19 protein-coding genes and 6 tRNA genes are annotated in these 26,237 nt (G+C 63.4%); 6 read left to right on the forward strand and 19 right to left on the reverse strand.

Going from position 1 to position 26,237, the window contains the following annotated elements; genetic code table 11:
- Window positions 1-306: 306 nt before the first annotated feature.
- Complete coding sequence (galE, locus tag FEZ61_RS08340) at window positions 307-1,395, forward strand: UDP-glucose 4-epimerase GalE (RefSeq protein ID WP_173148222.1); 1,089 nt, start codon at window positions 307-309, stop codon at window positions 1,393-1,395.
- 214 nt (window positions 1,396-1,609) lie between these two features.
- Here galE and ligA read toward each other — a convergent pair whose 3' ends face one another.
- The 3 genes from ligA to smc form a co-directional block, all read right to left on the reverse strand.
- A complete protein-coding gene (gene ligA, locus FEZ61_RS08345) occupies window positions 1,610-3,994 on the reverse strand; it encodes an NAD-dependent DNA ligase LigA (protein WP_173148224.1) in 2,385 nt (794 codons plus the stop codon).
- A gap of 115 nt (window positions 3,995-4,109) precedes the next feature.
- Window positions 4,110-5,009, reverse strand: coding sequence for a cell division protein ZipA (gene zipA / locus FEZ61_RS08350; protein ID WP_173148226.1), 900 nt, complete (start codon window positions 5,007-5,009; stop codon window positions 4,110-4,112).
- A 205-nt stretch (window positions 5,010-5,214) separates the two neighbouring features.
- Entirely contained in the window at window positions 5,215-8,700 is a 3,486-nt protein-coding gene (gene smc / locus FEZ61_RS08355; protein WP_173148228.1) for a chromosome segregation protein SMC, read from the reverse strand.
- Between the two features lie 169 nt (window positions 8,701-8,869).
- Between smc and FEZ61_RS08360 the strand changes: the two genes are divergently transcribed.
- Window positions 8,870-9,865: a sulfate ABC transporter substrate-binding protein gene (locus FEZ61_RS08360; RefSeq protein ID WP_017639604.1), complete on the forward strand. Its 996-nt coding sequence runs from the start codon at window positions 8,870-8,872 to the stop codon at window positions 9,863-9,865.
- Window positions 9,866-9,956: 91 nt separating this feature from the next.
- On the opposite strand, the gene FEZ61_RS08365 is transcribed toward FEZ61_RS08360, so the two are convergent.
- The 6 genes from FEZ61_RS08365 to FEZ61_RS08390 form a co-directional block, all read right to left on the reverse strand.
- Window positions 9,957-10,032, reverse strand: a tRNA-Gly gene (locus tag FEZ61_RS08365).
- A 4-nt stretch (window positions 10,033-10,036) separates the two neighbouring features.
- A tRNA-Glu gene (locus FEZ61_RS08370) sits at window positions 10,037-10,112 on the reverse strand.
- A gap of 64 nt (window positions 10,113-10,176) precedes the next feature.
- Window positions 10,177-10,252: transfer RNA gene (locus FEZ61_RS08375), tRNA-Gly, on the reverse strand.
- A gap of 4 nt (window positions 10,253-10,256) precedes the next feature.
- Window positions 10,257-10,332, reverse strand: a tRNA-Glu gene (locus FEZ61_RS08380).
- A gap of 64 nt (window positions 10,333-10,396) precedes the next feature.
- Window positions 10,397-10,472 (reverse strand) — tRNA-Gly (locus FEZ61_RS08385).
- A gap of 6 nt (window positions 10,473-10,478) precedes the next feature.
- Window positions 10,479-10,554: transfer RNA gene (locus tag FEZ61_RS08390), tRNA-Glu, on the reverse strand.
- Window positions 10,555-10,725: 171 nt separating this feature from the next.
- On the opposite strand from FEZ61_RS08390, the gene FEZ61_RS08395 reads away from it, so the two are divergent.
- Entirely contained in the window at window positions 10,726-11,493 is a 768-nt protein-coding gene (locus FEZ61_RS08395) for a hypothetical protein (protein ID WP_242455120.1), read from the forward strand.
- Window positions 11,494-11,517: 24 nt separating this feature from the next.
- Here FEZ61_RS08395 and FEZ61_RS08400 read toward each other — a convergent pair whose 3' ends face one another.
- From FEZ61_RS08400 to msrB, 4 genes are all read right to left on the reverse strand, one after another.
- Complete coding sequence (locus FEZ61_RS08400) at window positions 11,518-12,006, reverse strand: GAF domain-containing protein (RefSeq protein ID WP_017642577.1); 489 nt, start codon at window positions 12,004-12,006, stop codon at window positions 11,518-11,520.
- Window positions 12,003-12,890: an ATP-binding protein gene (locus tag FEZ61_RS08405; RefSeq protein ID WP_017642578.1), complete on the reverse strand. Its 888-nt coding sequence runs from the start codon at window positions 12,888-12,890 to the stop codon at window positions 12,003-12,005. Before FEZ61_RS08405 ends, FEZ61_RS08400 begins: the two co-directional genes overlap by 4 nt.
- 108 nt (window positions 12,891-12,998) lie before the next feature.
- The gene (locus tag FEZ61_RS08410) at window positions 12,999-13,484 is read right to left on the reverse strand and encodes a glutathione peroxidase (RefSeq protein WP_017642579.1); all 486 of its coding nucleotides are present in this window, start codon (window positions 13,482-13,484) and stop codon (window positions 12,999-13,001) included.
- Window positions 13,481-13,882 (reverse strand): peptide-methionine (R)-S-oxide reductase MsrB, encoded by a 402-nt coding sequence (gene msrB / locus FEZ61_RS08415; RefSeq protein ID WP_173148230.1) that lies wholly within the window; start codon window positions 13,880-13,882, stop codon window positions 13,481-13,483. Before msrB ends, FEZ61_RS08410 begins: the two co-directional genes overlap by 4 nt.
- 156 nt (window positions 13,883-14,038) lie before the next feature.
- Here msrB and FEZ61_RS08420 point away from each other — a divergent pair, with 156 nt between their 5' ends.
- A complete protein-coding gene (locus FEZ61_RS08420; RefSeq protein WP_173148232.1) occupies window positions 14,039-15,250 on the forward strand; it encodes a pyridoxal phosphate-dependent aminotransferase in 1,212 nt (403 codons plus the stop codon).
- Between the two features lie 193 nt (window positions 15,251-15,443).
- Window positions 15,444-16,322 (forward strand): protease HtpX, encoded by an 879-nt coding sequence (gene htpX / locus FEZ61_RS08425; RefSeq protein ID WP_017642582.1) that lies wholly within the window; start codon window positions 15,444-15,446, stop codon window positions 16,320-16,322.
- Window positions 16,323-16,361: 39 nt separating this feature from the next.
- Here the strand turns inward: htpX and FEZ61_RS08430 are convergent, their stop codons facing one another.
- Together FEZ61_RS08430 and FEZ61_RS08435 are read right to left on the reverse strand one after the other, a co-directional pair.
- On the reverse strand, window positions 16,362-17,537 hold the full coding sequence (locus tag FEZ61_RS08430) for a VWA domain-containing protein (protein ID WP_173148234.1): 1,176 nt from the start codon (window positions 17,535-17,537) through the stop codon (window positions 16,362-16,364).
- A gap of 8 nt (window positions 17,538-17,545) precedes the next feature.
- Entirely contained in the window at window positions 17,546-18,379 is an 834-nt protein-coding gene (locus FEZ61_RS08435) for a MoxR family ATPase (protein ID WP_173148293.1), read from the reverse strand.
- Window positions 18,380-18,490: 111 nt separating this feature from the next.
- On the opposite strand from FEZ61_RS08435, the gene cysK reads away from it, so the two are divergent.
- Window positions 18,491-19,465, forward strand: a complete 975-nt coding sequence (cysK, locus tag FEZ61_RS08440; RefSeq protein ID WP_173148236.1) for a cysteine synthase A — start codon at window positions 18,491-18,493, stop codon at window positions 19,463-19,465.
- 99 nt (window positions 19,466-19,564) lie between these two features.
- Here cysK and FEZ61_RS08445 read toward each other — a convergent pair whose 3' ends face one another.
- The 4 genes from FEZ61_RS08445 to clpP all read right to left on the reverse strand — a co-directional run bounded on the left by FEZ61_RS08445 (window position 19,565) and on the right by clpP (window position 26,151).
- Window positions 19,565-21,421: a SurA N-terminal domain-containing protein gene (locus FEZ61_RS08445; RefSeq protein WP_173148238.1), complete on the reverse strand. Its 1,857-nt coding sequence runs from the start codon at window positions 21,419-21,421 to the stop codon at window positions 19,565-19,567.
- 174 nt (window positions 21,422-21,595) lie between these two features.
- Window positions 21,596-23,992: an endopeptidase La gene (gene lon / locus FEZ61_RS08450; protein WP_026084026.1), complete on the reverse strand. Its 2,397-nt coding sequence runs from the start codon at window positions 23,990-23,992 to the stop codon at window positions 21,596-21,598.
- Between the two features lie 126 nt (window positions 23,993-24,118).
- The gene (gene clpX, locus FEZ61_RS08455) at window positions 24,119-25,399 is read right to left on the reverse strand and encodes an ATP-dependent Clp protease ATP-binding subunit ClpX (protein ID WP_017642587.1); all 1,281 of its coding nucleotides are present in this window, start codon (window positions 25,397-25,399) and stop codon (window positions 24,119-24,121) included.
- Window positions 25,400-25,509: 110 nt separating this feature from the next.
- Window positions 25,510-26,151, reverse strand: coding sequence for an ATP-dependent Clp endopeptidase proteolytic subunit ClpP (gene clpP / locus FEZ61_RS08460; protein ID WP_007162222.1), 642 nt, complete (start codon window positions 26,149-26,151; stop codon window positions 25,510-25,512).
- Window positions 26,152-26,237 lie beyond the last annotated feature (86 nt).

Here is a 26,237-nt window from a genome sequence, read left to right on the forward strand (position 1 = left end):
CTCGGCCGGCGCCTTGGCAACTTGCAAAACGTCCAGAGACCGTCCCGAAGGTATCGGCAGTCTGACTGCGCGATATCGAGCAACGTTATCGACTTATCCAATTGGCAAGGGTTCATAACTTTATCGATGAACTTCCGCTTCGCTAGAACCAATATCCTCATTCAACTTCAGAACAACGTCTGCTCGATGAATTGGCATAACTAACGCTTCGCTCGAAAATAATTGAAGCGAAGCGTTAGTTGCACTCGAGTCTGCACGAAACAGTTATTCCGAATTAATGGCTACAGGTTTGGTGAGGACGGTTGCATGTTGATGATCACGGGCGGCGCAGGCTACATAGGTTCTCATACGACGCTGGAGCTGCTCCGTGCGGGTCACGAGGTGGTGATACTGGACAACCTGGTCAACAGCCGGGTGGAGGCCGTGCAGCGCCTTACCACGCTCGCCGGGCGGGCGCCTGTCTTCGTGCGCGGGGACGTCCGGGATCGCGCCCTCCTGGATCGGCTGTTTCAGGAGCTGCCGATCACCGGGGTCCTGCATTTCGCCGGACTCAAGGCGGTCGGCGAGAGCGTGCAGCACCCCCTGCGCTATTTCGACAACAACGTCGGCGGCACCCTGGTGCTCTGCCAGGCCATGGCCACCGCCGGGGTGCACCAGCTGGTCTTCAGCTCTTCCGCCACCGTCTACGGTCACTGCATTCCACCCATCAGCGAAAGCTGCCCGACCACCGAACCGACCAACCCCTATGGCCAGTCGAAACTCATGGCCGAGCAGGTGCTGCGGGGGCTGGCCGGGGCCGATCCGCGCTGGTCCATCGCCGTGCTGCGCTACTTCAATCCCATCGGCGCCCATCCCTCCGGACTGATCGGCGAAGACCCCCAGGGCACGCCCAACAACCTGGTGCCCTATCTGCTGCAGGTGGCCAATGGTCGCCGGCCCTGGCTGGATGTCTACGGCGACAACTACCCGACGCCGGACGGCACCGGCGTGCGCGACTACATCCATGTCCAGGACCTGGCCCGCGGTCATCTGGCGGCGCTCAACGCCCTGGCCGAGCGCCCCGGGGTTTCGACCTGGAATCTGGGCACCGGACGCGGACATTCGGTCAAGGAGGTGGTGGCGACCCTGGAACAGCAACTGGGCCGCGACATCCCCTGTCACTTCGCCCCGCGACGCGCGGGCGACGTGGCCCAGTGCTGGGCCGATCCGGAAAAGGCCTGGCAGGAGCTCGGCTGGCGCGCCGAACGCAGCCTTGCCACCATGCTGGAAGATGCCTGGCGCTGGCAGTCGCTCAATCCCCATGGCTATCGCCAGACGACCAAGGCGGCTATCGCCGTAGAAGAAGTTCTCGAAAAAGAACAACGTGCGAGCGAACCCGCCACGCGTTCCGCTTGAACCTGGAAATTATTCTGGCCGATATATAAGGCTTCGCTTAAACCAAACGAAGCCTTATTTTTTCAGTTATTGCCTTGGCACTGCCTTAAAGCAGTTTTTAAACGAAGCGACAAATATGGGTACGCCTTTATTACCGCTTCGTTATAACCAACAACGCCTGCAGTTATTGGCAGAAACAGTGAAGATCAGACCCTTGCGGGCCTGATCCCTGGCGCTAGCGGACGCCTTGCGCCTCGAGGATCTGCAGGAAGGCATCCTCGTCCAGCACCTTGACCCCTAGTTCGTTCGCCTTGGTCAGCTTGGAACCCGCCCCTGGCCCTGCGACCACCACGGCGGTCTTGGCCGACACCGACCCCGACACCTTGGCGCCCAGGGCTTCCAGGCGCTCCTTGGCCTCGTCGCGACTCATGGCCTCCAAGGTTCCGGTAAGCACCCAGGTCTGGCCGGCGAACGGCAAACCCTGCACCGCCTGCCGGGTACTTTCCCAATGCATGCCGAAGGCCTTGAGCTGCGCCTCGATGGCCAGCGCCTGGGCGACGTGGTCCGCCTCGGCGAAGTACTCGCGCAGCCCCTGCTTGGCTCGCTCGTTGAGGCCGGACAGGGTCTTGAAGGTCAGCCAGTCCTGCGAGCCTTCGATCAGGGCCGCCAGGCTGGGAAAGGCCGCGGCCAGGGTCTTGGCCCCGGTCTTGCCCAGATAGGGAATGTGCAACTGGTCGAGGAAATCGGCGAAGGCGGCGTAGCCGGAGAATTCGGCGTGCACCTCGCCCTCGTCGGCCAGCTCGATGCCGTTGGCCAGCAGCGCCTCCAGCACGTCACGGTTGTGCGCGGACTGGAAGAAGTTATGGATCTCGAAGGCCACCTCCGGCCCGATGTCCGGCAGGTAGACCAGCACCTCGGGCAGGGCCTCGCGGATACGCTGCAGGCTGCCCAGGGCGCGCGCCAGGCGCTTGGCGGTCTCCTCGCCCACCTCGGGAATTCCCAGGGCGAAGATGAAGCGGGCCAGCGCCGGTTTGCGACTAGCTTCGATGGCCGCCAGCAGGTTGCGACTGGACACCTCGGCGAAGCCTTCCAGCTCGACGACCTGCTCGTAGGTCAGGGTGTAGAGATCGGCCGGCGACTTCGCCAGCTCCCGGTCTACCAGTTGCTCGACGATGCGATCGCCCAGGCCGTCGATGTCCATGGCCCGCCGCGAGGCGAAATGAATGATCGCCTGTTTGAGCTGGGCCTGGCAGGCCAGCCGGCCAACGCAGCGATAGACCGCACCTTCGCTGACCGACTCCTTGCCCTTGCCGCGCTTGATCAGTTGGGTGCGCTCCACCGCCGAACCACACACGGGGCAATGGGTGGGGATCTCCACCGGCCGGGCATCCGCTGGCCGCCGCTCCGGTACCACCTGCATGATCTGCGGGATGACGTCCCCGGCGCGGCGCACGATCACGCTGTCACCGATCATCACGCCCAGCCGCGCGATCTCGTCCATGTTGTGCAAGGTAGCGTTGGTCACGGTGACGCCGGCCACCTGCACCGGCTTGAGCCGGGCGACCGGGGTAATGGCCCCGGTGCGCCCCACCTGGAATTCGACATTGAGCAGTTCGGTCAGCTCTTCGCGAGCGGGAAACTTATGCGCCAGCGCCCAGCGCGGCTCGCGCGCGCGAAAACCCAGCTCGCCCTGCCAGTCGAGCCGGTTGACCTTGTAGACCACGCCGTCGATCTCGTAGGCCAGCGCATCGCGCCGCTGGCCGATGTCCTCGTAGTAGGCGCGGCAGCCTGACGCGCCCTGCACCTTGCGCAACTCGCGGCTGATGGGGATTCCCCATTCACGCAGCCGCTGCAGGATGTCGTACTGGGTGTCCGGCAGAGCCCCACCCTCGACCCGCCCGAAACCGTAGCAGCAGAACTCCAGCGGACGTTGGGCGGTGATGCGCGAATCCAGCTGGCGCAGGCTGCCAGCGGCAGCGTTGCGCGGATTGGCGAAGGTCTTGCCGCCGCTTTCCATGGCCCGGGCATTGAGCGCCTCGAAGCCGGCGCGGGACATGAACACCTCGCCGCGCACCTCCAGTACCGCCGGCCAGCCCTCGCCTTGCAGGCGTAGCGGAACGTTGCGGATGGTGCGCACATTGGCGGTGATGTCTTCCCCGGTGGTGCCGTCGCCGCGGGTGGCGCCGCGGGTCAAGATTCCCGCCTCGTACAGCAGGCTGACCGCCAGGCCATCGAGCTTGGGCTCGCAGGTGTACTCGACGCCCGAGTCCGGCCCGGCGAAGTCGGTCTCGCCGAATTCCTCGCGCAGGCGCTTGCCGACGCTGCGGTCGAAGTCCTGCAGATTCTCATCGGCGAAGGCGTTGCCCAGGCTGAGCATGGGCACCTCGTGGCGGATGGTGCCAAAGGCGGCCAGGGCCGCGCCGCTGACCCTCTGGGTGGGCGAATCGGGCGTCACCAGCTCGGGATGCTCGGCCTCCAGCGTCTTGAGTTCGCCGAACAGCCGATCGTATTCGGCATCGGGCACGCTCGGTTCGTCCAGTACGTAGTAGCGGTAGTTGTGGGCGTCGATCTCGCTACGCAGGGCGGCGATGCGGGTGACGGCATCTTGGGCGTCGGTCATGGTGGTCTCTCACTGTCGCCACCCTAGGGGTGGCCCTGGCGCCACCAGCGGCGCCGCTACAAAGATTACAAACAAAAAGAGCAGCCGAGGCTGCTCTTGGTTCGCTCCGGCGCGATCAACGCTTGAGCATCAGGCTCTTGCGTTCGAAGTCGACGATACGCTGGCGGTAGTGTTCGATGGTCTGGGCGGTCATGACGCTGCGCTGCTCGTCCTTCAACTCGCCATTGAGTTCGGACGACAGCTTGCGCGCCGCAGCGACCATCAGATCGAAGGCCTGCTTGGGATGGCGCGGACCGGGCAGACCCAGGAAGAAGCTCACCGCCGGAGTGTGGAAGTCGTCGATGGCATCCAGATCGAAGGTGCCCGGACGCACGGCGTTGGCCATGGAAAACAGTACCTCGCCATTGCCCGACATGCTCTCGTGGCGATGGAAGATGTCCATGTCGCCAAATCTCAGCCCGCTTTCGAGGATGTTCTGCAGCAGTGCCGGACCGGAGAAGCCCTTCTCGTCACGGGAGATGACATTGATCACTAGCACCTCGTCCACCGGCGCCATGGCTGCCTGACTGTTGCCACTGCTGCTGACGGGTTCGCTGACCGACTCACGCTCGGGCGCCTTGCTGCTCAGCGGCTTTTCCTTGCGCGGCTTGTCGCGACCACGGGTCACGACTTCATCGGAATCGGCGGCCAGGCCTGCAAGGCTTTCATCGCTGGACAGATCGAAGCTGTCGGCACTGGGTTCTTCACGGCGTTCTTCACGACGCTTGCGCTGCGTGGAGCGCGGTGGCGTCGGCTCGCCCGGATCGTCCAGGGAAGGCTCCTTGGGTTCTACCACCCGCGTCGGACCGACGATTTCCGGATCCTCGTCCTCGTTTTCCGGATGGTTGTTCAGCGACTGGTCAAGTTTGAACTTGAGCTTGCCCTTGCCGCTCATGCGACGCCAACCATCGAACAGAATACCGGCGATGACGATGACGCCGATGATGATCAGCCACTCGCGCAGACCCATATCCATGAAAAAGACATACCCCTGTGAAAATAATGGACCGACACCCGTCGGGAAACTTTGGAAAGTCGACGCTTGCGAGGTCTTTCCAAAACCTCCGAAACCTACGCCAAGTCAGTGTTCTTCTTAGCTTTTTCCACTTACCGCTAGCGCGGCCATAAGCTAGCACGACTGTTGCCAACTTTACACCGCCAAGCCGCGAGGCTGTGGGGCATTAGGCATCGACCATGGCCACGGCCTCTTCCACATCCACCGCCACCAGCCGCGAACAGCCCGGTTCATGCATGGTCACACCCAGCAACTGATCGGCCATCTCCATGGCGATCTTGTTGTGCGTGATGTAAATGAACTGCACCTTCTCCGACATGCTCTTGACCAAGCGGGCATAACGGCCGACGTTGGCGTCATCCAGGGGTGCGTCCACTTCATCGAGCATGCAGAACGGCGCCGGATTCAACTGGAAGATGGCAAATACCAGAGCCAGAGCCGTCAGCGCCTTTTCACCGCCCGACAACAAATGGATGGTGCTGTTCTTCTTGCCCGGCGGACGCGCCATGATCGCAACCCCGGTATCGAGTAAATCTTCCCCGGTAAGTTCCAGGTAGGCACTGCCGCCACCGAAAACTTTTGGGAACAAGGCCTGCAGGCCGTGATTGATCTGGTCGAAGGTGTCCTTGAAGCGATTGCGGGTTTCCCGATCGATCTTGCGGATGACGCTTTCCAGCGTCTCCAGCGCCTCCACCAGATCGGCGTTCTGGGCATCCAGATAGGTCTTGCGCTCGGCCTGCTGCTGATATTCGTCGATGGCCGCCAGGTTGATCGGTCCGAGGCGCGCGATCCGCGCCGCGACCGCTTCCAGCTGCTCTTCCCAGGCGGCCTCGCTGGCCTCGGCGGGCAGGGTCGCGATCACCGTCGGTAGGTCGTAGCCATCGGCCGTCAGCTGCTCGGCGAAGCCACTGCGCCGCGTCGCCAACCCCTGCCATTCCAGGCGATGCTGCTCCAACTGGCCGCGCAGCAGCGTCGCCTGCTGTTCCGCCTGCAGCCGCCGCCGCTCGAAATCGCGCAACTCCCGATCGGCATCTTCCAGCGCCAGCCGCGCCGTGCGCATTTCCTCGTCCACTTGCAGGCGCCGCTCCAGCAACTCCTCCAGGCGCAGCCGCAATTCGTCGAGGGGCTCGCCGCCCTCCTCCAGGTTGAGATGGAGCTGCTCGCAGCGCTCGCCGAGGCGTGTGGTCTGCAATTCCAGCCGCTCCAGCGCCTGGAGCGTCGACTGGCGCTGGGCTCTTAGGGTGGTCAGGCGCACCGTGAGCTGATGCAGTTGTTCCTGAGCCTGGCGCTGGCGCTGGCGCGCCGCCTCCACTGCCTGCCGATGACGATCGCGCTGTTCCTGCAATAGCGCGCGCTGCTCGGTATCCACGGCCATGGCGTCGAGGGCGTCCTGCAGGCGCAACCGGCATTCGCCCAACTCCTCCTGCTCACGCGCCAATTGTTGCTCGACGTCCTGGAGATCTGCCTCCAGTTGCTGCCGACGGATGCTCAGCTGCTCGGCCCGTGCCTGCTGGGCAGAGAGCTGGGCACGGGATTCGGCCAGCCGCTGCTGCTCCTGCTGCTGGCGCCGCCGCGCCTCTTCACGCTCGCCTTCCAGCCGCTGCTGGGCCGCGCGACGATCCTCCAGCCGTTCTTCCTGGAGGGCGAGCGCCTCGCTCAACTCCAGGCGTCGCGCCTGCAGCTCCTCCAGTTCGCGGCCGCGCGCCAGGACACTGCCCTCGGCGGCCTGGGCCCGCCGCACACGCAGGAAATGCCGGGAGACCCAGTAGCCTTCCGGCGTGATCAGACTCTGCCCTGGGGCCAGGGCCGGCCGCCGCGCCAGGGCTTCGTCGTAACTGTTCGCGATCAGCACCTGACCCAGCCAGGGCGACAGGTCGCGCGGTGCCTGCACCTGCTCCAGCAGGCTGCCGGCGGCGACCGGCAGCGAGCCGGGCAGCGCCAGATTCAAGGCACCGCTGGCGAAGGTAGCGAGACGCAGAGGCGCCAGGTCATCCAGGCAGACCGCCTGCAGATCGCTGCCGAGGACGGTCTCCACTGCCAGCTCCCAACCGGGGGTGACCTGGACATCGTCCGCCAGCTGTGGCGCCTGAGTGAGACCCTCGGCCTCGAGCCACTGGGCCGCGCCGGTATCGGGGGCCAGGGCCGCCTGCTGCAGGGCCTCCAGCGAGGCGATGCGGCCTTCGAGCCGCTGCAATTCGCCCTGGCGCTGACTCTGTTCCCCCGCCAGCGCCAGCAATTCTTCGCGCAACCGTTGCAGCCCATCCGCGACCTGCAACTCCTGCTCGGCCAGGCCCTCCAGCAGCAACTCGTCCTCGGCGATCTGCTCTTCCAGCATGACCAGACGCTCGGAAGGCCCGTCCTCGCCCAGCAGAGTGCGTTCATCACGCAGCCGGCGCTGCCGGTCCATGCCGCGCTCCAGGCTCTGCTCCAGCGAGCGGATGCGCGCCTGCTGCACATCGGCCTCCCGTTGCGGCTCGACACTCGCGGCACTGAGCGCTTCCCAGCGTTGCTGCCAGTCCGCCAGGGCCAACTCCGCCTCTTCCAGCGCGGCACCGCCCTCCTCGCCCAACTCACGTGCCGCCTCTTCCTCGGGCTCGAGCATCGCCAGCTCTTCCTCAAAGGTGGCGAGCAGCACCCGGTCGTGCTCCAGGTGGGACTCGGCTTCGCTGCGGGCCTGTTCGGCTTCGCGCAGATCGTCCTGCAACTGACGCTGGCGCTGCTGGCCATGCTGGATGGTCTGCTCCAGGCGGGCGATGTCACCCCCCAGGGAATAGAAGCGCCCCTGCACCAGGTTGAAGGCTTCGCTCAATTCATGATGGCCATCGCGCAGTCTTTCGATGCCGGCGTCCGCCTGGCGCTGTTCGGCGGTCAGGGCTTCGAGGGCCGTCTCCTGGTCGCGGATCACCTTTTCGCGCTGCTCGACGCGGCCATCCAGCTCGCGCCAGCGCACCGCCTGCAACTGCGCTTTGAGTTGCCGCTCCTCCTGCTTGAAGGCCTGGAAGCGCTCGGCCGACTGCGCCTGGCGATGCAGCCGCTCCAGCTGCCGCTCCAGCTCCTCGCGCAGGTCGGTGAGGCGGGCGAGATTCTCCTGGGTGCGGCGAATGCGATTCTCGGTCTCGCGCCGCCGCTCCTTGTACTTGGAGATGCCCGCGGCCTCCTCGATGTAGTGCCGCAGATCCTCCGGGCGCGCCTCGATCAACTTGGAGATCATCCCCTGCTCGATGATCGAATAGCTGCGCGGCCCCAGGCCGGTGCCGAGGAAGATATCGGTGATGTCGCGCCGGCGGCACTTGGTGCCGTTGAGGAAATAGGTGTTCTGGCCTTCGCGGGTCACCCGGCGGCGGATGGAGATCTCCGCGTAGCTCGCGTATTCGCCCACCAGGGTGTGGTCGGAGTTGTCGAAGATCAGCTCGATGGAGGCCTGGGATACCGGCTTGCGACTGTTGGAGCCATTGAAGATGACGTCCGTCATCGACTCGCCACGCAGATTCTTGGCCGAGCTCTCGCCCATCACCCAGCGTACGGCGTCGATGATATTCGACTTGCCGCAACCATTGGGACCGACCACCGCTGCCATGTTGCTCGGGAAATTCACCGTCGTCGGATCGACGAAGGATTTGAATCCCGCCAGCTTGATCGACCTCAACCGCATATCAGGAGCCCTTGTTCACCGCGCCGTGCCCAACCGCAGGCGAAAGGGCGAAAGTCTACCATTGGCGGCCACGACTGCCGTCGCTGAGCATGAGCTTATTTCCAGCCGTTCTGCACGCCGCCGGGACGACAGGCTATAGTCCTGCACCCCCCACTCGCAGGATGCCCCCATGAAGATCCTTCGCTTCACCCTGCTCGCCGCCGCCCTGGCGGCCAGCGCCCAGGCCCTCGCCGCCCCGCCGCTGCTCAACGTCTCCTACGACGTCATGCGTGACTTCTACAAGGACTACAACCCGGCCTTCCAGGCACACTGGAAAGCCGAGCACGGCGACACCCCGGTGATCCAGATGTCCCATGGCGGCTCCAGCAAGCAGGCGCGCGCGGTCATCGACGGCCTGCAGGCCGATGTCATCACCATGAACCAGGCCACCGACATCCAGGCCCTGGCCGATCGCGGCCTGGTGCCCAAGGACTGGGAAACCCGCCTGCCCGATCGCAGCGCGCCCTTCACCTCGGCCACAGTGCTCATCGTGCGCCAGGGCAATCCCAAGGGCATCCATGACTGGTCCGATCTGCTCAAGGACGGCGTCCAGGTGATAGTGCCCAATCCCAAGACCTCCGGGAACGGTCGCTACACCTACCTCTCCGCCTGGACCTACGCCCTGCGCCAACCGGGTGGTGACGAGCAGAAGGCCCGCGGCTTCGTCGCCGAGCTGTTCAAGCACGTGCCCATCCTGGATACCGGCGGTCGCGCCGCCACCACCACCTTCATGAAGAATCAGCAGGGCGATGTCCTGGTGACCTTCGAGAACGAAGCCGAGATGATCGCCCGGGAATTCGGCCGGGGCGGCTTCGAGGTGGTCTACCCGAGCATCTCGGTGCAGGCCGAGCCGCCGGTGAGCGTGGTCGACAGTGTCGTCGACAAGAAAGGTACTCGCGCCGAGGCCGAGGACTACCTCAGGTATCTCTGGTCCGAAGAAGGCCAGAAGATCGCCGCGGACAACTTCCTGCGCCCGCGCAACGCCCAGGTCCTGGCGCAGTACGCCGACCGCTTTCCCAAGCTCGAACTGATCGATGCGCAAAAGGAATTCGGTCCCTGGAGTGGCATCCAGAAGACCCACTTCGCCGATGGCGGCGTCTTCGACCAGATCTATACGCCTCAATAGGACGCTCGCGCCCGGCTTGGTGCCGGGCCTCTGACCGACATAAAAGCCGCGCACACAAAAACACCGCCCTTAGGCGGTGTCTTTGTTTATTTGGAGCGGGAAACGAGACTCGAACTCGCGACCCCGACCTTGGCAAGGTCGTGCTCTACCAACTGAGCTATTCCCGCAATGTGGCGTCCCCTAGGGGACTCGAACCCCTGTTACCGCCGTGAAAGGGCGGTGTCCTAGGCCACTAGACGAAGGGGACGAAACCTTTTTCCGCAAGGTCTTTCACCTCGCATCCAACTGTAATGAAACGGCTGGATTATGTTTGGAGCGGGAAACGAGACTCGAACTCGCGACCCCGACCTTGGCAAGGTCGTGCTCTACCAACTGAGCTATTCCCGCAATATGGCGTCCCCTAGGGGACTCGAACCCCTGTTACCGCCGTGAAAGGGCGGTGTCCTAGGCCACTAGACGAAGGGGACGAAACCTCTTTCCGCAAGGCCTTTCACCCTGCATCCGCCCGCCCAAAGGCAACCGGACTGTATTTGGAGCGGGAAACGAGACTCGAACTCGCGACCCCGACCTTGGCAAGGTCGTGCTCTACCAACTGAGCTATTCCCGCAATTTTTGGCGTCCCCTAGGGGACTCGAACCCCTGTTACCGCCGTGAAAGGGCGGTGTCCTAGGCCACTAGACGAAGGGGACCAGGTAGAATCCCTGAGGACTCTGGCCTACCACTCGGCTGACGCTTGCCGCCGTTGGGAGTGCGCGCATTCTAGGGAGCCTTACCCTGGGCGTCAATAGCTGATTAAATACTTTTCAAATCAACGACTTCGCTCGTACGACAAACGGCGGGCAAGCACCATGGAGAAGGTCATGTCCTCAACGATGATTGCAGCGGTAGTGGGACTTGGCATCCTCTTGTTGATCATGATCGCCTTCGTCAACCAGAAGCTCGAAGCGGGCCGCCTGGAAAAGCAGCGCCTGGTCGCCGACCTCACCGACCGCATCAAGCGCTGCGCCCAGCTGGGCAGCAGTCTGCCCGGCCAGCTGATGACCCCGGCGCTCAAGCAGCTGTTCCACCGTATCGAACTCGGCCTGATCGCCCGCCTTGCCGCCCTGCAAGCCCCTTCCGCTGGCCTTACCGCACGCAAGACCGAACTGGAAGAAGCCCTGGCCAAGGGCGATAACATCGAACTCACCAATGCCGCCAGGCCAGTGCATACCGAGGCGCGGGTCAAGGAAGTTCGTGGCTATATGGAGATGCTGCACGCACTCGTCGCCCATGCCAATCAGATCGGCATTTTGGACGGCCAGGAAGCCCAGCGCTGGGTGGGCGAGATGCGCTACCTGCTCACGGTCACCTATGTGGAGTTCTTTCGCTACCAGGCCGAACAGCAGATCAAGAGCGAACACTATATCCAGGCACGCCAATCGTACGAACGGGCGATCATGCAGATCCGCAAGCAACAGCAACCCGAGCGCTATACCGAGTTGCTGGCCTATCTGGAAGAGCAGATTGCCCAGGTGAAACGCCAGCAGAGCGAACTGGTCGAGCAGGCCAGCAGCAGCGCCAACGAGCTGTCGGACAGCGTGGATACGCTCAAGGACGACAGCTGGCGTAAGAAGAACGACTACGAGTGAGGGCTTCCCTGCCCTCCCCGCCGATCAGCAATCGGTCGCGGCCAGAAAGGCCTCTACCATGGCTTCGATACCCGCCTGATCCGCCGCGCTGAAGCGCGCCGGATGAGGGCTGTCCAGATCCAGCACGCCGATCAGCCGACCGTCCTGCACCAGCGGCACCACCAGTTCGCTGCGCGAGGCCGCGTCACAGGCGATATGCCCGGGAAAGGCGTGGACATCCTCGACACGCTGGGTGCGGCGCTCCCGGGCGGCCGCGCCGCACACGCCCTTGCTGAAGGGAATGCGCATGCAGGCCACCTTGCCCTGGAAGGGGCCGAGCAGCAGCTGGTCTTCACCCTCGACGAAATAGAAGCCGGCCCAGTTCAGGTCCGGCACTTCCTGATAGATGAAGGCCGACAACTGGGCGGCATTGGCCACCAGGTTGCGCTCACCGGCCAGCAGGGCTTCCACCTGGGCGGCCAGCATGGCGTAGCCCTCGAGTCCTGCCCCTACGCCCGTCAGTTCTACGGTCATGCGTTCTCCAACAGTTTGAGCCCGACCCATTGGCGGGCGAATTGATAGGCACAGCGGCCATTGCGGTTGCCGCGACCAGACGCCCAGCGGATGGCCTCGCGATCCGCTTCTTCGGACCACTCCAGCTGCAGGCCGGACTTGCCGGCCAGGGTCGTGCACCAATGGCGCACCACGGCGAGATAGTGATCCTGGGTGAAGGGGTAGAAGGAAAGCCACAGTCCGAAACGATCCGACAGGGCGATCTTGTCCTCGGCCGCTTCGCTGGGGTGCAGCTCACCGTCGACGTGCTCCCAGTTGGCGTTGTCGCTCTGCCGCTCCGCCACCAGATGACGGCGGTTGGAGGTGGCGTAGAGGACCACGTTATCCGGCGCCTGCTCCAGGGAGCCATCCAGCACGCTCTTGAGCACCCGGTAATCGTCGCTGCCGGAATCGAAGGACAGGTCATCGCAGAACACCACGAAACGCTGGGGCTGGCCGGCGAGCTGTTCCACGGCGCGGGGCAGATCGGCCAGGTCGTCGCGCTCGATTTCGATCAGGCGCAGGCCCTGCCCGGCATATTCCGCCAGCAGCGCCCGGATCAGCGACGACTTGCCGGTGCCACGCGCGCCCCACAGCAGACTGTGGTTGGCCGGCAGCCCGGCCACGAACTGGCGGGTGTTACGGGCGAGCTGGTCACGCTGCCGATCGATACCCAGCAGGTCGGCCAGGCGCAATTCCAGATTGACGTCGAGCGGCTGCAGATAGCCGCCATGGCCTTCCCGGCGCCAGCGCGCCGCATAGCAGTGCTGCCAGTCCAGCGGCTCGCGACGATGGGGCAACAGGGGTTCGAGGCGCTCCAGCACCTGCCGTGCGTGGAGCAGAAAGTCTTCTAGGGAGGCATTCACAGGGATGATCCTTGACGACGAAAAAAAGAACAGCGGACCAGCCGCCTTACAAGCCGCGCATTATCGTATGACTTTTGCCCTCCAGACAAAGTCCAGAGGGCTACCACGCTAGGACGCCAGCGCCTGGCGGACATGCTTTTCCAGCTGGGAAGGACGGGTGATGGGCGCGAAGCGCTGGACGCGCCCCTGGGCCGGCGTGACGAGGAACTTGGTGAAGTTCCAGCGGATGGCGCCTCCCAACAAGCCCGGCGCCGCCTGCTTGAGCGCCACGAACAGCGGATGGGCGCCGTCGCCATTGACGTCGAGCTTGGCCATCACCGGAAAGCTGACATTGAAGCGGGTCAGGCAAAAGGTCTGGATCTCGGCATTGCTACCTGGCTCCTGACCACCGAACTGATTGCAGGGAAAGACGATCACCCGCAGTCCCTCGGCCAGATAACGCTGCTGCAGCGCTTCGAGGCCGTCGTACTGACGGGTGAAGCCGCAACGACTGGCGGTATTGACCACCAAGTAGGCCCGCGCCGGCCAATCGGCCAGACAGGCCCGCAGGCCATCGGCGGTCTCGAACGGCACGCTGAAGAGGTCCCTGATCACGCGGAGGCCCTGGGTTGCAACTGTAGCGCCACCGAGTTGATGCAATAGCGCAGACCGGTCGGCGGTGGACCGTCGGGGAAGACATGCCCCAGGTGGGCATCGCAGCGGGCGCAGAGCACCTCTACGCGCTGCATGCCGTGGCTGAAATCTTCCTTTTCCCGCACCGCCTCGGCATTGATGGGCGCGTAATAGCTGGGCCAGCCGCAGCCGGAGTCGAACTTGGTGCTGGAGTCGAACAGTGCCATCTCGCAGCAGGCGCAATGATAGACGCCAAGCGTCTTGGTGTTGCAGTAGGCACCGGTATAGGGTCTTTCGGTGGCGGCCAGGCGACAGACGCGAAACTGATCGTCGGTCAGGCGCTCACGCCAGTCTTCCGGGCTACGCTGTACTTTTTCCATGATGACCTCTCTGGATGCCGGCGCATCTTTTGTAACAGGCGATGCAGCCGTATGATTCCCGCTCAGTCTGGCATCCACCCGCGGATGCTGCCAAGCGCCGGTCGGCGTCCGTCCCCGCCGAGTCTTACTCGCCCCTTTTCCAGGATTCATTTCCCCATGCAGGTCTCCAAGTCGAACAAGCTCGCCAATGTCTGCTACGACATCCGCGGCCCGGTCCTCAAGCATGCCAAGCGCCTCGAAGAGGAAGGACATCGCATCCTGAAGCTCAACATCGGCAATCCGGCGCCCTTCGGCTTCGAGGCGCCCGAGGAGATCCTGCAGGACGTCATCCGCAATCTGCCGACCGCCCAGGGCTACAGCGACTCCAAGGGCCTGTTCAGCGCGCGCAAGGCGGTGATGCAGTACTGCCAGCAGAAGCGCATCGAGGGTGTCGGCATCGAGGACATCTACCTGGGCAACGGCGTCTCCGAGCTGATCGTCATGGCCATGCAGGCCTTGCTCAACAACAACGACGAGGTGCTGATCCCGGCTCCCGACTATCCACTGTGGACCGCCGCGGTCAGCCTGGCCGGCGGCAAGCCGGTGCACTATCTGTGCGACGAGCAGGCCGGCTGGTTCCCCGACCTGGCCGACATGGAAGCCAAGATCACCAGCAATACCAAGGCGCTGGTGCTGATCAACCCGAACAATCCCACCGGCGCGGTCTATTCCAAGGAGGTGCTGGAAGGCATCGTCGAACTGGCGCGGCGGCACAACCTGGTGCTGTTCTCCGACGAGATCTACGACAAGATCCTCTACGACGAAGCCCAGCACATCTCCACCGCCTCCCTGGCGCCGGACGTCCTGTGCCTGACCTTCAACGGCCTGTCCAAGTCCTATCGCGTCGCCGGTTTCCGTTCGGGCTGGCTGATCGTCTCGGGCCCCAAGCACCGCGCCCACAGCTATATCGAAGGCCTCGACATCCTGGCCAACATGCGCCTGTGCGCCAACGTGCCGGCCCAGCACGCGATCCAGACCGCTCTCGGCGGCTACCAGAGCATCAATGACCTGGTGCTGCCGCACGGACGCCTGCTGGAGCAGCGTAATCGCACCTGGGAACTGCTCAATGACATTCCCGGCGTCAGCTGCGTGAAGCCGATGGGCGCGCTCTATGCCTTCCCGCGGATCGATCCCAAGGTCTGCCCCATCCACAACGACGAGAAATTCGTTCTCGACCTGCTGCTCTCGGAAAAGCTGCTGGTGGTCCAGGGCACCGCCTTCAACTGGCCCTGGCCCGACCACTTCCGGGTCGTCACCCTGCCCCGCGTCGATGATCTGGAACAGGCCATCGGCCGCATCGGCAACTTCCTTGGTAGCTACGCCCAGTAGCGGCAAAGCATTTCCGGGTCTTTCATCGGTTGACGCGCCTCGCGGCGTCAACCGGCGCAGGCACTCGCGCGACAGCCGCCAGCAGTTTCGCCAGCCCCCAGACGACACAGTTTGCAATAGTGGAAACATTGAATGGATCGGGGCCGAACCTTATATAGCCGGCAGATAAACCTGTGAGGAGCTATACCCCACCATGATGCGCATTCTGTTGTTTCTGGCTACCAACCTGGCGGTGCTGATCGTTGCCAGCATCACCTTGAAGGTGCTTGGCGTGGATCGCTACACCGGTCAGAACTATGGCAGTCTGCTGGTGTTCTGTGCCGTGTTCGGCTTTGCCGGCTCGCTGATCTCGCTGTTCATCTCCAAGTGGATGGCGAAGATGAGCACCCGTACCGAGGTCATCAGCCAACCGCGTACCCGCCATGAGCAGTGGCTGCTGCAGACCGTCGAGGAATTGGCCCGCGAAGCCGGCATCAAGACCCCCGAGGTCGGTATCTTCCCGGCCTACGAAGCCAACGCCTTCGCCACCGGCTGGAACCGTAACGACGCCCTCGTCGCGGTGAGCCAGGGCTTGCTGGAGCGCTTCTCGCCCGACGAGGTGCGCGCGGTGCTGGCCCACGAGATCGGTCACGTCGCCAACGGCGACATGGTGACCCTGGCGCTGATCCAGGGCGTGGTGAACACCTTCGTGATGTTCTTCGCGCGGATCTTCGGCAACTTCGTCGACAAGGCCATCTTCAAGAATGAGGAAGGCCACGGCATCGCCTATTTCGTGACCACCATCATTGCCGAACTGGTCCTGGGTATCCTGGCCAGCATCATCGTCATGTGGTTCTCGCGCAAACGCGAATTCCGCGCCGACGAAGCCGGTGCCCGCCTGGCTGGCCCCAACGCCATGATCGGCGCCCTGCAGCGCCTGCGTGCCGAGCAAGGTATCCCGGTGCAGATGCCCGACACCCTGAACGCCTTCGGCATCAACGGCTCGCTGAAGAACGGTCTGGCCGGTCTGCTGATGAGCCACCCGCCGCTGGAAGACCGCATCGAGGCCCTGCGCCGCTACGGTCAGCGCTAAGCGCGAGCGATGAAAAAACCCGGCTTCGGCTGGGTTTTTTCATGGGCGGGTCAAGGATCGGATGGCATCGCCCAGCCCCTCGCCGGTCAAGGGAAACATCCGCTGGGCCATGAGTTCGCGCAGCAACTGGATCGAGGTGCTGCTGGCCCAGCCGTCCTGCGGATAGGGATTGAGCCAGACCGCCCGGGGGAAATGCTGGCACAGCCGCTGGATCCAGAGCGCGCCGGGCTCTTCGTTCCAGTGCTCGACGCTGCCGCCGGGATGGGTGATCTCATAGGGCCCCATGCTGGCGTCGCCGACGATCACCAGGCGGTAATCCGCTCCATAGCGGCGCAGCAGTTCGGCGGTATTCAGCCCTTCCTCATGGCGCCGGGCATTGTCACGCCAGACGCGTTCATAGACGCAATTGTGGAAGTAGTAGTACTCCAGGTGGCGAAACTCCAGGCGACAGGCGCTGAACAACTCGCTGCACAGGCGCACATGCAGATCCATGGAACCGCCGACATCGAGCAGCAGGAGCACCTTGGTGGCGTTGTGTCGTTCAGGGCGATAGCGCACGTCCAGCAACCCGCCCTCCCGCGCCGTGGCGGCAACGGTCTCATCCAGATCGAACTCCGCCGCCGCACCCTGGCGAGCGAAGCGCCGCAGCCGCCGCAGGGCCAATTGCAGATTGCGCCGATCCAGGGGCGCGCGATCGTCCAGATTGCGGTAGTCACGCTGCTCCCAGACCTTGGCCGCCCGCCCCTGGCGGGTACCGGCCTCGCCGACGCGCACACCGAAGGGATTGTAGCCACCGCTGCCGAAGGGACTAGTGCCACCCGTGCCGACCCATTTGTTGCCACCGGCGTGCCGCTCGCGCTGCTCGGCGAGGCGCTGCCGCAGGGTTTCGAGCAGTTCGTCGAGGCCGCCCAGGGCCTGGAGTCGCTGGCGGTCCTCGTCCGACAGCAAGCGCTGGAACTCCAGCCGCAACCAGTCCGCGGGAATCGCCTTGGTCTCCGCCAGACGTTCGGACCTGGCCAGCTCGCCGGCATAGACCTGATCGAAGCGGTCGAAGAAGCGCTCGTCCTTGACCAGCACGGCCCGGGCCAGCAGATAGAAGGCGTCTGGATCGGCCACTACCAGGCCCGCATCCAGGGCGGCGTGCAGATCCAGCAGTTCGCCCAGGGACACCGGAATGCCGGCGGCCCTGAGTCGGGTGAAGAAGTCGAGGAACATGCCCGCCCTCAGCTCCGCCGGCGGCGCATGAAGGCCTGGCGTTCGAGCAACTGCAGATCCTGCTCGTTCTTCACCAGGGCGCCCGCCAGCGGCGGCAGGCCACCCTCGCCGTGCAGGGCCCGCTGCGCCGCCTCATCGCCCAGCAACAGGGCCAGCCAGTCCACCAGTTCCGAGGTGGACGGCTTCTTCTTCAACCCCGGCACGCTGCGCAGGTCGAGAAAGAGATCCAGGGCCTCCTTGATCAGGCGCGCCTGAAGGTCGGGGTAATGCACCTGGACGATACGCTCAAGGGTCTCCCGCTCCGGGAAGCGGATGAAGTGAAAGAAGCAGCGGCGCAGGAAGGCGTCCGGCAACTCCTTTTCGTTGTTGGAGGTGATGATGATGATCGGGCGCCGCTGGGCGCGGATGGTCTCGCCGGTCTCGTAGACGTGGAATTCCATGCGATCGAGTTCCAGCAGCAGATCGTTGGGAAATTCGATGTCGGCCTTGTCGATCTCGTCGATCAGCAGCACCACCGGATCCTCGGCGGTAAAGGCGTCCCACAGCTTGCCCGGCTTGATGTAGTTCGCCACCTCCTGCACCCGGGGATCGCCGAGCTGGGAATCGCGCAGGCGGCTCACGGCGTCGTATTCATAGAGGCCCTGCTGCGCCTTGGTGGTGGACTTCACATGCCAGGTGATCAGCCGCGCGCCCTGGCTCTGGGCCACCTGCTCGGCCAGCAGCGTCTTGCCGGTGCCCGGCTCGCCCTTCACCAGCAGCGGACGTCCCAGCTGAATGGCGGCATTGACCGCCAGACTTAGCTCGGCCGTGGCCACATAACGCTCGGTACCCTGAAAGGCCATCATCTATCCTCTGGCAGCTGTTTCGCCTGACGATAACACGCCGTGCCTGGGCTGGACGCCATCGGACGCAAGGCCTAGGCTGCGAGTTTTCCGCGCCGTACAGGATCCGCCATGAGCCGCATCTTCGCTGACAACGCCCAGTCCATCGGCAACACGCCACTGGTCTACATCAACCGCCTCGGCCCCAAGGGCGTCACCCTGCTCGCCAAGATCGAGGGGCGCAATCCGGGCTATTCGGTCAAATGCCGCATCGGTGCCAACCTGATCTGGGACGCCGAAGCCAAGGGCCTGCTCAAGCCTGGCATGAGTCTGGTGGAGCCGACCTCGGGCAACACCGGTATCGGCCTGGCCTATGTCGCCGCCGCCCGTGGTTATCGCCTGGTGCTGACCATGCCGGCCTCCATGAGCATGGAGCGGCGCAAGGTGCTCAAGGCGCTGGGGGCGGAGCTGGTGCTGACCGAGCCGGCCAAGGGCATGAAGGGCGCCATCGAGAAGGCTCGGGAAATCGCCGAGAGCGAGCCCGATCGCTACTTCATGCCACAGCAATTCGACAACCCGGCCAACCCGGCCATCCACGAGAAGACCACCGGCCCGGAAATCTGGAACGACACCGATGGTGCCATCGACGTGCTGGTGGCCGGCGTCGGTACCGGCGGCACCCTGACCGGCATCTCGCGCTTCATCAAGAACACCAAGGGCAAGCCGATCCTTTCGGTCGCGGTGGAGCCGGAAACCTCGCCGGTCATCAGCCAGACCCTCGCCGGTGCCGAGGTGAAACCCAGCCCGCACAAGATCCAGGGCATCGGCGCCGGCTTCGTACCCGGCAACCTGGACCTCGCCATGGTCGATCGCGTCGAGCAGGTCAGCGATGAACAGGCCAAGCTGATGGCCCAGCGCCTGATGCGTGAGGAAGGCATTCTCTGTGGCATTTCCTGCGGCGCCGCCATGGCGGCCGCGGTCCGGCTGGCCGAGACGCCGGAGATGCAGGGCAAGACCATCGTGGTCATCCTGCCGGATTCCGGTGAGCGCTATCTGTCGACGATGCTCTTCGACGGTCTGTTCGACGAGCAGGAACTGGTTCAGTAACGCCCGCAGCCCCGCCCTCCCTTGAGGGCGCCACCGGAGAGGCCTGGACCGCGTTACCACCGCCCAAGAAAAAGCCCGGTTTCCCGGGCTTTTTTCGTATCAGAGATGCTTGATCTCGGCCTTGGCATCCAGGGCCCGACGGTAGGCCGCGAAATCGACCTGGCCGGCGCGCGAGGCGAGGTAGCGACGATACAACGCCTTGTCCTCGGCGCTCAGGGCTTCCTTGGGTACGCCTACCCCCTGCAGACGGATCAGGACGAAGTCCCCGTTCTGCAGGCTGATGCCGGCATAGGACGGCTTGTCGGCTTCCGGCTTGGCCATGCGGAATGCAGCCTGCAGCACCTGGGGATCGACGCCCTCCTGGTTGCGCGTGGCGGCTTCGACGGTACGCCAGTCACCCGCGGCGGCCTTGCCGCCGGCACGCAACGCCTTGAGCTGCTCTTCGCCGGCCTGCTTGGCCACGGCTGCGGCCTTTTCCTGGGTCAGGCGGGTCACGATCTCTTTCTTGACCGCATCCAGGGGTTGCAGCTGCGGCGTACGGTGCTCCTTGTCACGGATCACCACCAGGGTCTCCGGGTCGAGCTGCAGGGCGGTGCTGTTGGCACCGTTACGCAGGACGTCTTCGCTGAAGGCCGCCTCGATCACCTGGCGGTTGGCGGTCAACCCCTCGCCACCTTCGCGACCGAAGGGTGCGCTGGTCTTGACCTGCAGACCCAGCTCCTGGGCCGGCTGGCTCAGGTCGGAGGATTCGTAGGCGGAGCTTTCCAGCTTGCGGCCCGCTTCCACGAACAGGCGGTCGGCGTCTTCCGCCTTGAGCTGCTGTTCCAGACGCGGCCGGACACTGGCCAGGGTGGGCACTTCCGGCGCCTGGACGCCCTGCAGCTTGATCAGGTGCCAGCCAAAGCTGGTACGCACCGGTGCCGAGACCTGTTGCGGTGCCAGGGCGTACAGTGCCTCTTCGAAGGCCGGATCATAGACGCCACGACCGGCGAAGCCGAGGTCACCGCCATTGGCCGCCGAACCCGGATCCTGGGAGAACTCCTTGGCCAGCTTGGCGAAATCTTCACCCTTGTTCAGGCGCTCTTGGATCTGCTGGATCTTGGCCTTGGCCTGCTCATCGTTCTGCTTGTCGTTGACCTCGATGAGGATGTGAGCGGCGTCGCGCTGCTCCGACAGATTGGCGATTTCGGACTTGTAGGCGGCCTGCAGGCGGCTTTCGTCGACCTTGGCCTTGGCCAGGAAGGCGGCCTTTTTCAGCTCGACGTACTCGATGACTACCTGCTCAGGCGTCATGAAGACGTTCTTGTGGCTGTCGTAGTAGGCCTGGATCTCGTCCTGGGTCGGCGTGATGCCAGCCGGCGAAGCCCTGACGGTACGCATGGCGAAGTCGCGTGTCTGCCGCTCGAGCGCGGCGAAGGCCTCGATATCGGCATCGGTGACGAAATTGCTGCCGACGATACCGGCACGCAGCTGACCGATCAGCATTTCGTCACGCAGCAGATCGCGAAATTGCAGGCGGTTGTAGTTCATCTGGCGAACGGCCTGATCGAAGCGCTGGGGATCGAAACGCCCTTCGGTCTGGAATTCGGGGGTATTGAGGATCAACTGATCCAGTGCCTGCTCGGAGAAGGCGAAGCGATCGGTCTTGGCGCTCTGCAGCAGCAGTTGCTTGTCGATGAGTGCCTTGAGTGCGGACTCGCGCAGCAACCGGTCATCCAGGGTGGAAGGATCGAAGCCCTGCCCCAGTTGTTGCTGCAGCTGGCGACGCTGCATTTCCACGGCCTGGGCCAGCTCTGTCTGCTTGATCTCGTCGCCATTGACCAGGGCGACGGCACCCTGGTGACCCGTGGCGCGGATGATCGCTTCGAAGCCGGTCAGCGCCATCAGCAGGATAATGAATCCGATGATGACTTTGGCAATCCATCCCTGCGAACGGTCCCTGATGTTTTGTAGCATGTTCCCCCCACGAGCTGTGGCCAGACCGGCCATGGCGAAATCGTCGAATAGCAAATAGCGAAAAGGCGCATCTCGAGATGCGCCTTTTCGTCGATCAAGGACCTTGCATCCAGCAGGACGGCGGAACACCAGCAACCTTGGCTGGCGCCCCGCCCATCAAGCCCAAGGGCGCCGTCAGTGCGTACTGACGCGCTCCTTGCCTTCCTGATCCCGCTTCTCGTCCTTGCTGACGAGCTCCGGACCATCGTCCGGAAGCGGCTCCGGCGTGTATTGCAGCGCAACCTCCAAGACCTCGTCAATCCATTTGACTGGCTTGATCTGCAAGTCGGCCTTGATGTTGTCCGGAATGTCCCGCAGATCCCGGACGTTTTCCTCTGGAATAATCACGGTACGGATGCCGCCGCGGTGGGCCGCAAGCAGCTTTTCCTTGAGCCCACCGATGGCCAGCACCTGACCACGCAGGGTGATCTCGCCGGTCATGGCGACGTCGGCACGCACCGGGATACGGGTGGCGGCCGAGACCAGCGCCGTGCACATACCGATACCGGCGCTCGGGCCGTCCTTGGGCGTGGCGCCTTCGGGCACGTGGATATGGATGTCGTGCTTCTCGTGGAAGTCCTTGGGAATGCCCAGGCTGCGACCACGACTGCGGACCACGGTCAGGGCCGCGGTGATGGACTCGGCCATCACATCGCCCAAGGAACCGGTCTTGATCATCTGGCCCTTGCCGGGGACGACCGCGGACTCGATGGTCAGCAGTTCGCCGCCAACCTGGGTCCAGGCGAGGCCGGTGACCTGACCAACCTGATCCTGCTGCTCGGCCAGGCCATAGCGGAATTTGCGAACGCCCAGCCAGTGCTCCAGGGTATCCACGGTGACGCTGGCCGTGCGCTCCTTGCTCAGGGCATGCTGTTTGACCACCTTGCGGCAGACCTTGGCCACCTGACGCTCCAGACTCCGTACGCCCGCTTCGCGGGTGTAGTAGCGGATGATGTCGCGCAGGGCGTCTTCGTCGAATTCCACCTCGCCCTTCTTCAGGCCATTGGCCTTGACCTGCTTGGGAATCAGGTAGCGGGTGGCGATGTTGACCTTTTCCGCCTCGGTGTAGCCGGGCAGGCGAATGACTTCCATACGGTCCAGCAAGGGCGCCGGAATGTTCATGGAGTTGGCGGTGCAGACGAACATCACGTCGGAGAGATCGTAGTCCACCTCCAGGTAATGGTCGTTGAAGGTGTGGTTCTGCTCCGGATCCAGGACCTCGAGCAAGGCGGAGGCGGGATCGCCACGCATGTCGTTGCCCATCTTGTCGATTTCGTCGAGCAGGAACAGCGGATTGCGCACCCCGACCTTGGTCATCTTCTGGATCAGACGACCCGGCATGGAACCGATGTAGGTGCGGCGGTGACCACGGATCTCGGCTTCGTCACGCACGCCGCCCAGGGCCATGCGCACGAACTTGCGACCGGTGGAACGGGCGATGGACTCGGCCAGGGAGGTCTTGCCCACGCCGGGCGGACCGACCAGGCACAGCACCGGCCCGCGCACCTTTTTCACACGCTTCTGCACGGCGAGGTATTCAAGAATGCGTTCCTTGACCTCTTCCAGACCGTAGTGGTCCTTGTCCAGGACTTCCTCGGCACGGCCCAGGTCCAGGCGGACCTTGCTTTCCGCCTGCCACGGTACGTTCACCAACCAGTCGATGTAGGAGCGCACCACGGTGGCTTCGGCCGACATCGGCGACATCTGCTTGAGCTTGTTCAGCTCGGCCGTAGCCTTGGCCAGGGCATCCTTGGGCAGACCGGCGGCTTCGATGCGACGTTTGAGGTCGTCGACCTCGTTGTGGCCTTCGTCGATGTCACCCAGTTCTTTCTGGATGGCCTTCATCTGTTCGTTGAGGTAGTACTCGCGCTGGCTGCGCTCCATCTGCTTCTTGACGCGACCACGGATGCGCTTTTCCACCTGCAGGAGGTCGATTTCCGCATCCAGCAGGGCCAACACGTGCTCGACGCGTGCGCCCAGCTCGGTGATCTCGAGAATTTCCTGCTTCTGTTCGATCTTCAGCGCCATATGGGCGGCCATGGTGTCGACCAGACGGCTGGGATCCTCGATGCTGTTGAGCGAGGACAGGACTTCGGCAGGGACCTTCTTGCCGAGCTGTACGTATTGCTCGAACTGACTCATCAGGCTGCGCGAGAACACCTCGGATTCACGATCCGGGGCTTCGCTGTCTTCGATCAGGGTGACCAGCGCACGGGCATAGGCCTGGTTCTCGACGAAGGATTCGATACGGCCGCGCTGCTCGCCTTCGACCAGGACCTTGACGGTGCCGTCGGGCAGCTTGAGCAGCTGGAGAACGGTCGCGACCGTACCCATGTGATACATGTCATCCGCGGCGGGATCGTCATCGCCGGGATTCTTCTGTGCGACCAGCAGGATCTGCTTGTCGCCAGACATGGCGGCCTCGAGGGCCTCGACGGACTTTTCCCTTCCGACGAACAATGGGATGACCATGTGGGGATAGACCACTACGTCACGTAGGGGCAGCAGGGGAAGTTCTATCGTCGTAGTCATGGGGTACGGGTCTCGGCAAATAATCGGCCGCAGATGCGGTTAAGGCCTCGGTTTCCCCTAACATGAGGTTGACCGCCGCAAAATACAACCGTCGCTGAAATGAAAAAGGGGCCGAAGCCCCTTCTGTCACGCGTCTGGCGCCGCCTTGGCGGGCTCGCTGTTCTCGTAGATGAGCAGCGGCTGGGAACTCCCCTCGATAACACTCTCGTCGATGACCACCTTGCTGACCTCCTTCTGCGAAGGAATCTCGTACATGGTCTCGAGCAGGATGCCTTCGAGGATAGATCTCAGACCCCGAGCACCGGTCTTGCGCTCCAGTGCCTTGCGGGCGACCGCCTTGAGGGCATCGGGACGGAATTCCAGATCCACGTCTTCCATCTCGAACAGCTTGGCGTACTGCTTGGTCAGGGCGTTCTTCGGCTCGGTCAGGATCTGCATGAGTGCCGGCTCATCCAGCTCGTCCAGGGTCGCGATGACCGGCAAACGACCGACGAACTCGGGAATCAGGCCGAACTTGACCAGATCCTCGGGCTCGGCGTCACGTAGGGATTCGCCGATTTTCTTGCCCAGTTCCACGCTGCGTACCTCGGCGTTGAAGCCGATGCCGCCACCCTTAGTGGAACGATTCTGGATGACCTTTTCCAGACCCGCGAAGGCACCGCCGCAGATGAACAGGATGTTGCGGGTATCTACCTGTAGGAATTCCTGCTGGGGATGCTTGCGGCCGCCCTGAGGCGGAACCGACGCCACGGTACCCTCGATCAGCTTCAGCAGTGCCTGCTGCACGCCCTCGCCCGAGACGTCGCGGGTGATGGAGGGGTTGTCGGACTTGCGCGAGATCTTGTCGATCTCGTCGATGTAGACGATGCCCATCTGGGCCTTTTCAACATCGTAGTCGCACTTCTGCAAGAGCTTTTGAATGATGTTCTCGACGTCTTCACCCACATAACCGGCTTCGGTCAGAGTGGTGGCATCGGCGATGGTGAAAGGTACGTTGAGCAGGCGCGCCAGCGTTTCCGCCAGCAGGGTCTTGCCCGAACCGGTCGGACCGATGAGCAGGATATTGCTCTTGCCCAGCTCGACGTCGTCTTTCTTCTCGCGCTGATTCAGACGCTTGTAATGGTTGTAGACAGCAACGGCGAGGACCCGCTTGGCACGCTGCTGACCAATGACATACTGGTCGAGGATGGCGCTGATTTCCTTCGGCGCTGGCAGCTTGTGCGCATTGCTTTCGGCCTGAGCTTCCTGGACCTCCTCGCGGATGATGTCATTGCACAGGTCGACGCATTCGTCGCAGATGAAGACGGAGGGTCCAGCGATCAATTTACGTACTTCGTGCTGACTCTTGCCGCAGAAGGAGCAGTAAAGCAGCTTGCCGTTATCGTCGCTATTGCGCGTATCTGTCATTCGATCGATCCAATGGAATGTGCTTACATCAACAAGATGGAGCCTATTGCACGGTTTTTCAAGCCTACCCGCCCAAACGACCGGCGCTTGGGCAGGTGGTCGAGGCGGGGTCAGGCGGGGATGTTGCGCTTCTCGAGGACCTTGTCGATCAAGCCGTAGGCAACGGCTTCGGGGCCACTCATGAAGTTGTCACGGTCGGTATCGCGGGCGATCACGTCCATCGGCTGACCGGTGTGATGCGCCAGCACCTTGTTCAGACGCTCACGGATGGTCAAAATTTCACGGGCGTGAATTTCGATGTCCGATGCCTGACCCTGGAAGCCGCCCAGCGGCTGGTGAATCATCATCCGCGAGTGCGGCAGGCAGAAACGCTTCTCGGCGGCACCGCCTGCCAGCAACAGGGCGCCCATGCTGCAGGCCTGGCCGATGCAGATGGTGGAGACGTCCGGCTTAATGAACTGCATGGTGTCGTAGATCGACATGCCCGCGGTCACCGAGCCACCCGGGCTGTTGATATAGAGGTGGATGTCCTTGTCAGGATTCTCCGCTTCCAGGAACAGCAGCTGGGCGACGACGAGATTGGCCATGTAGTCCTCGACCTGGCCAACCAGGAAGATGACCCGCTCCTTGAGCAGCCGGGAGTAGATGTCATAGGCGCGCTCGCCCCGGGCGGATTGCTCCACCACCATGGGTACCAGACCGCCAGCGGCTTGAATATCGGGCATGGATTGCATGTATGAATTGCGGGACATGTCCTGCACTAGCTCCCTATCTGGATGACCTGTCAAAAACACATAAGCCAGCACGAGGCTGGCTTAGGTGAACTAGCAACTGGAGG

Origin of the sequence: Pseudomonas sp. MS15a(2019) (assembly GCF_013277805.1) — a bacterium.
Classification (GTDB): domain Bacteria; phylum Pseudomonadota; class Gammaproteobacteria; order Pseudomonadales; family Pseudomonadaceae; genus Chryseomonas; species Chryseomonas benzopyrenica.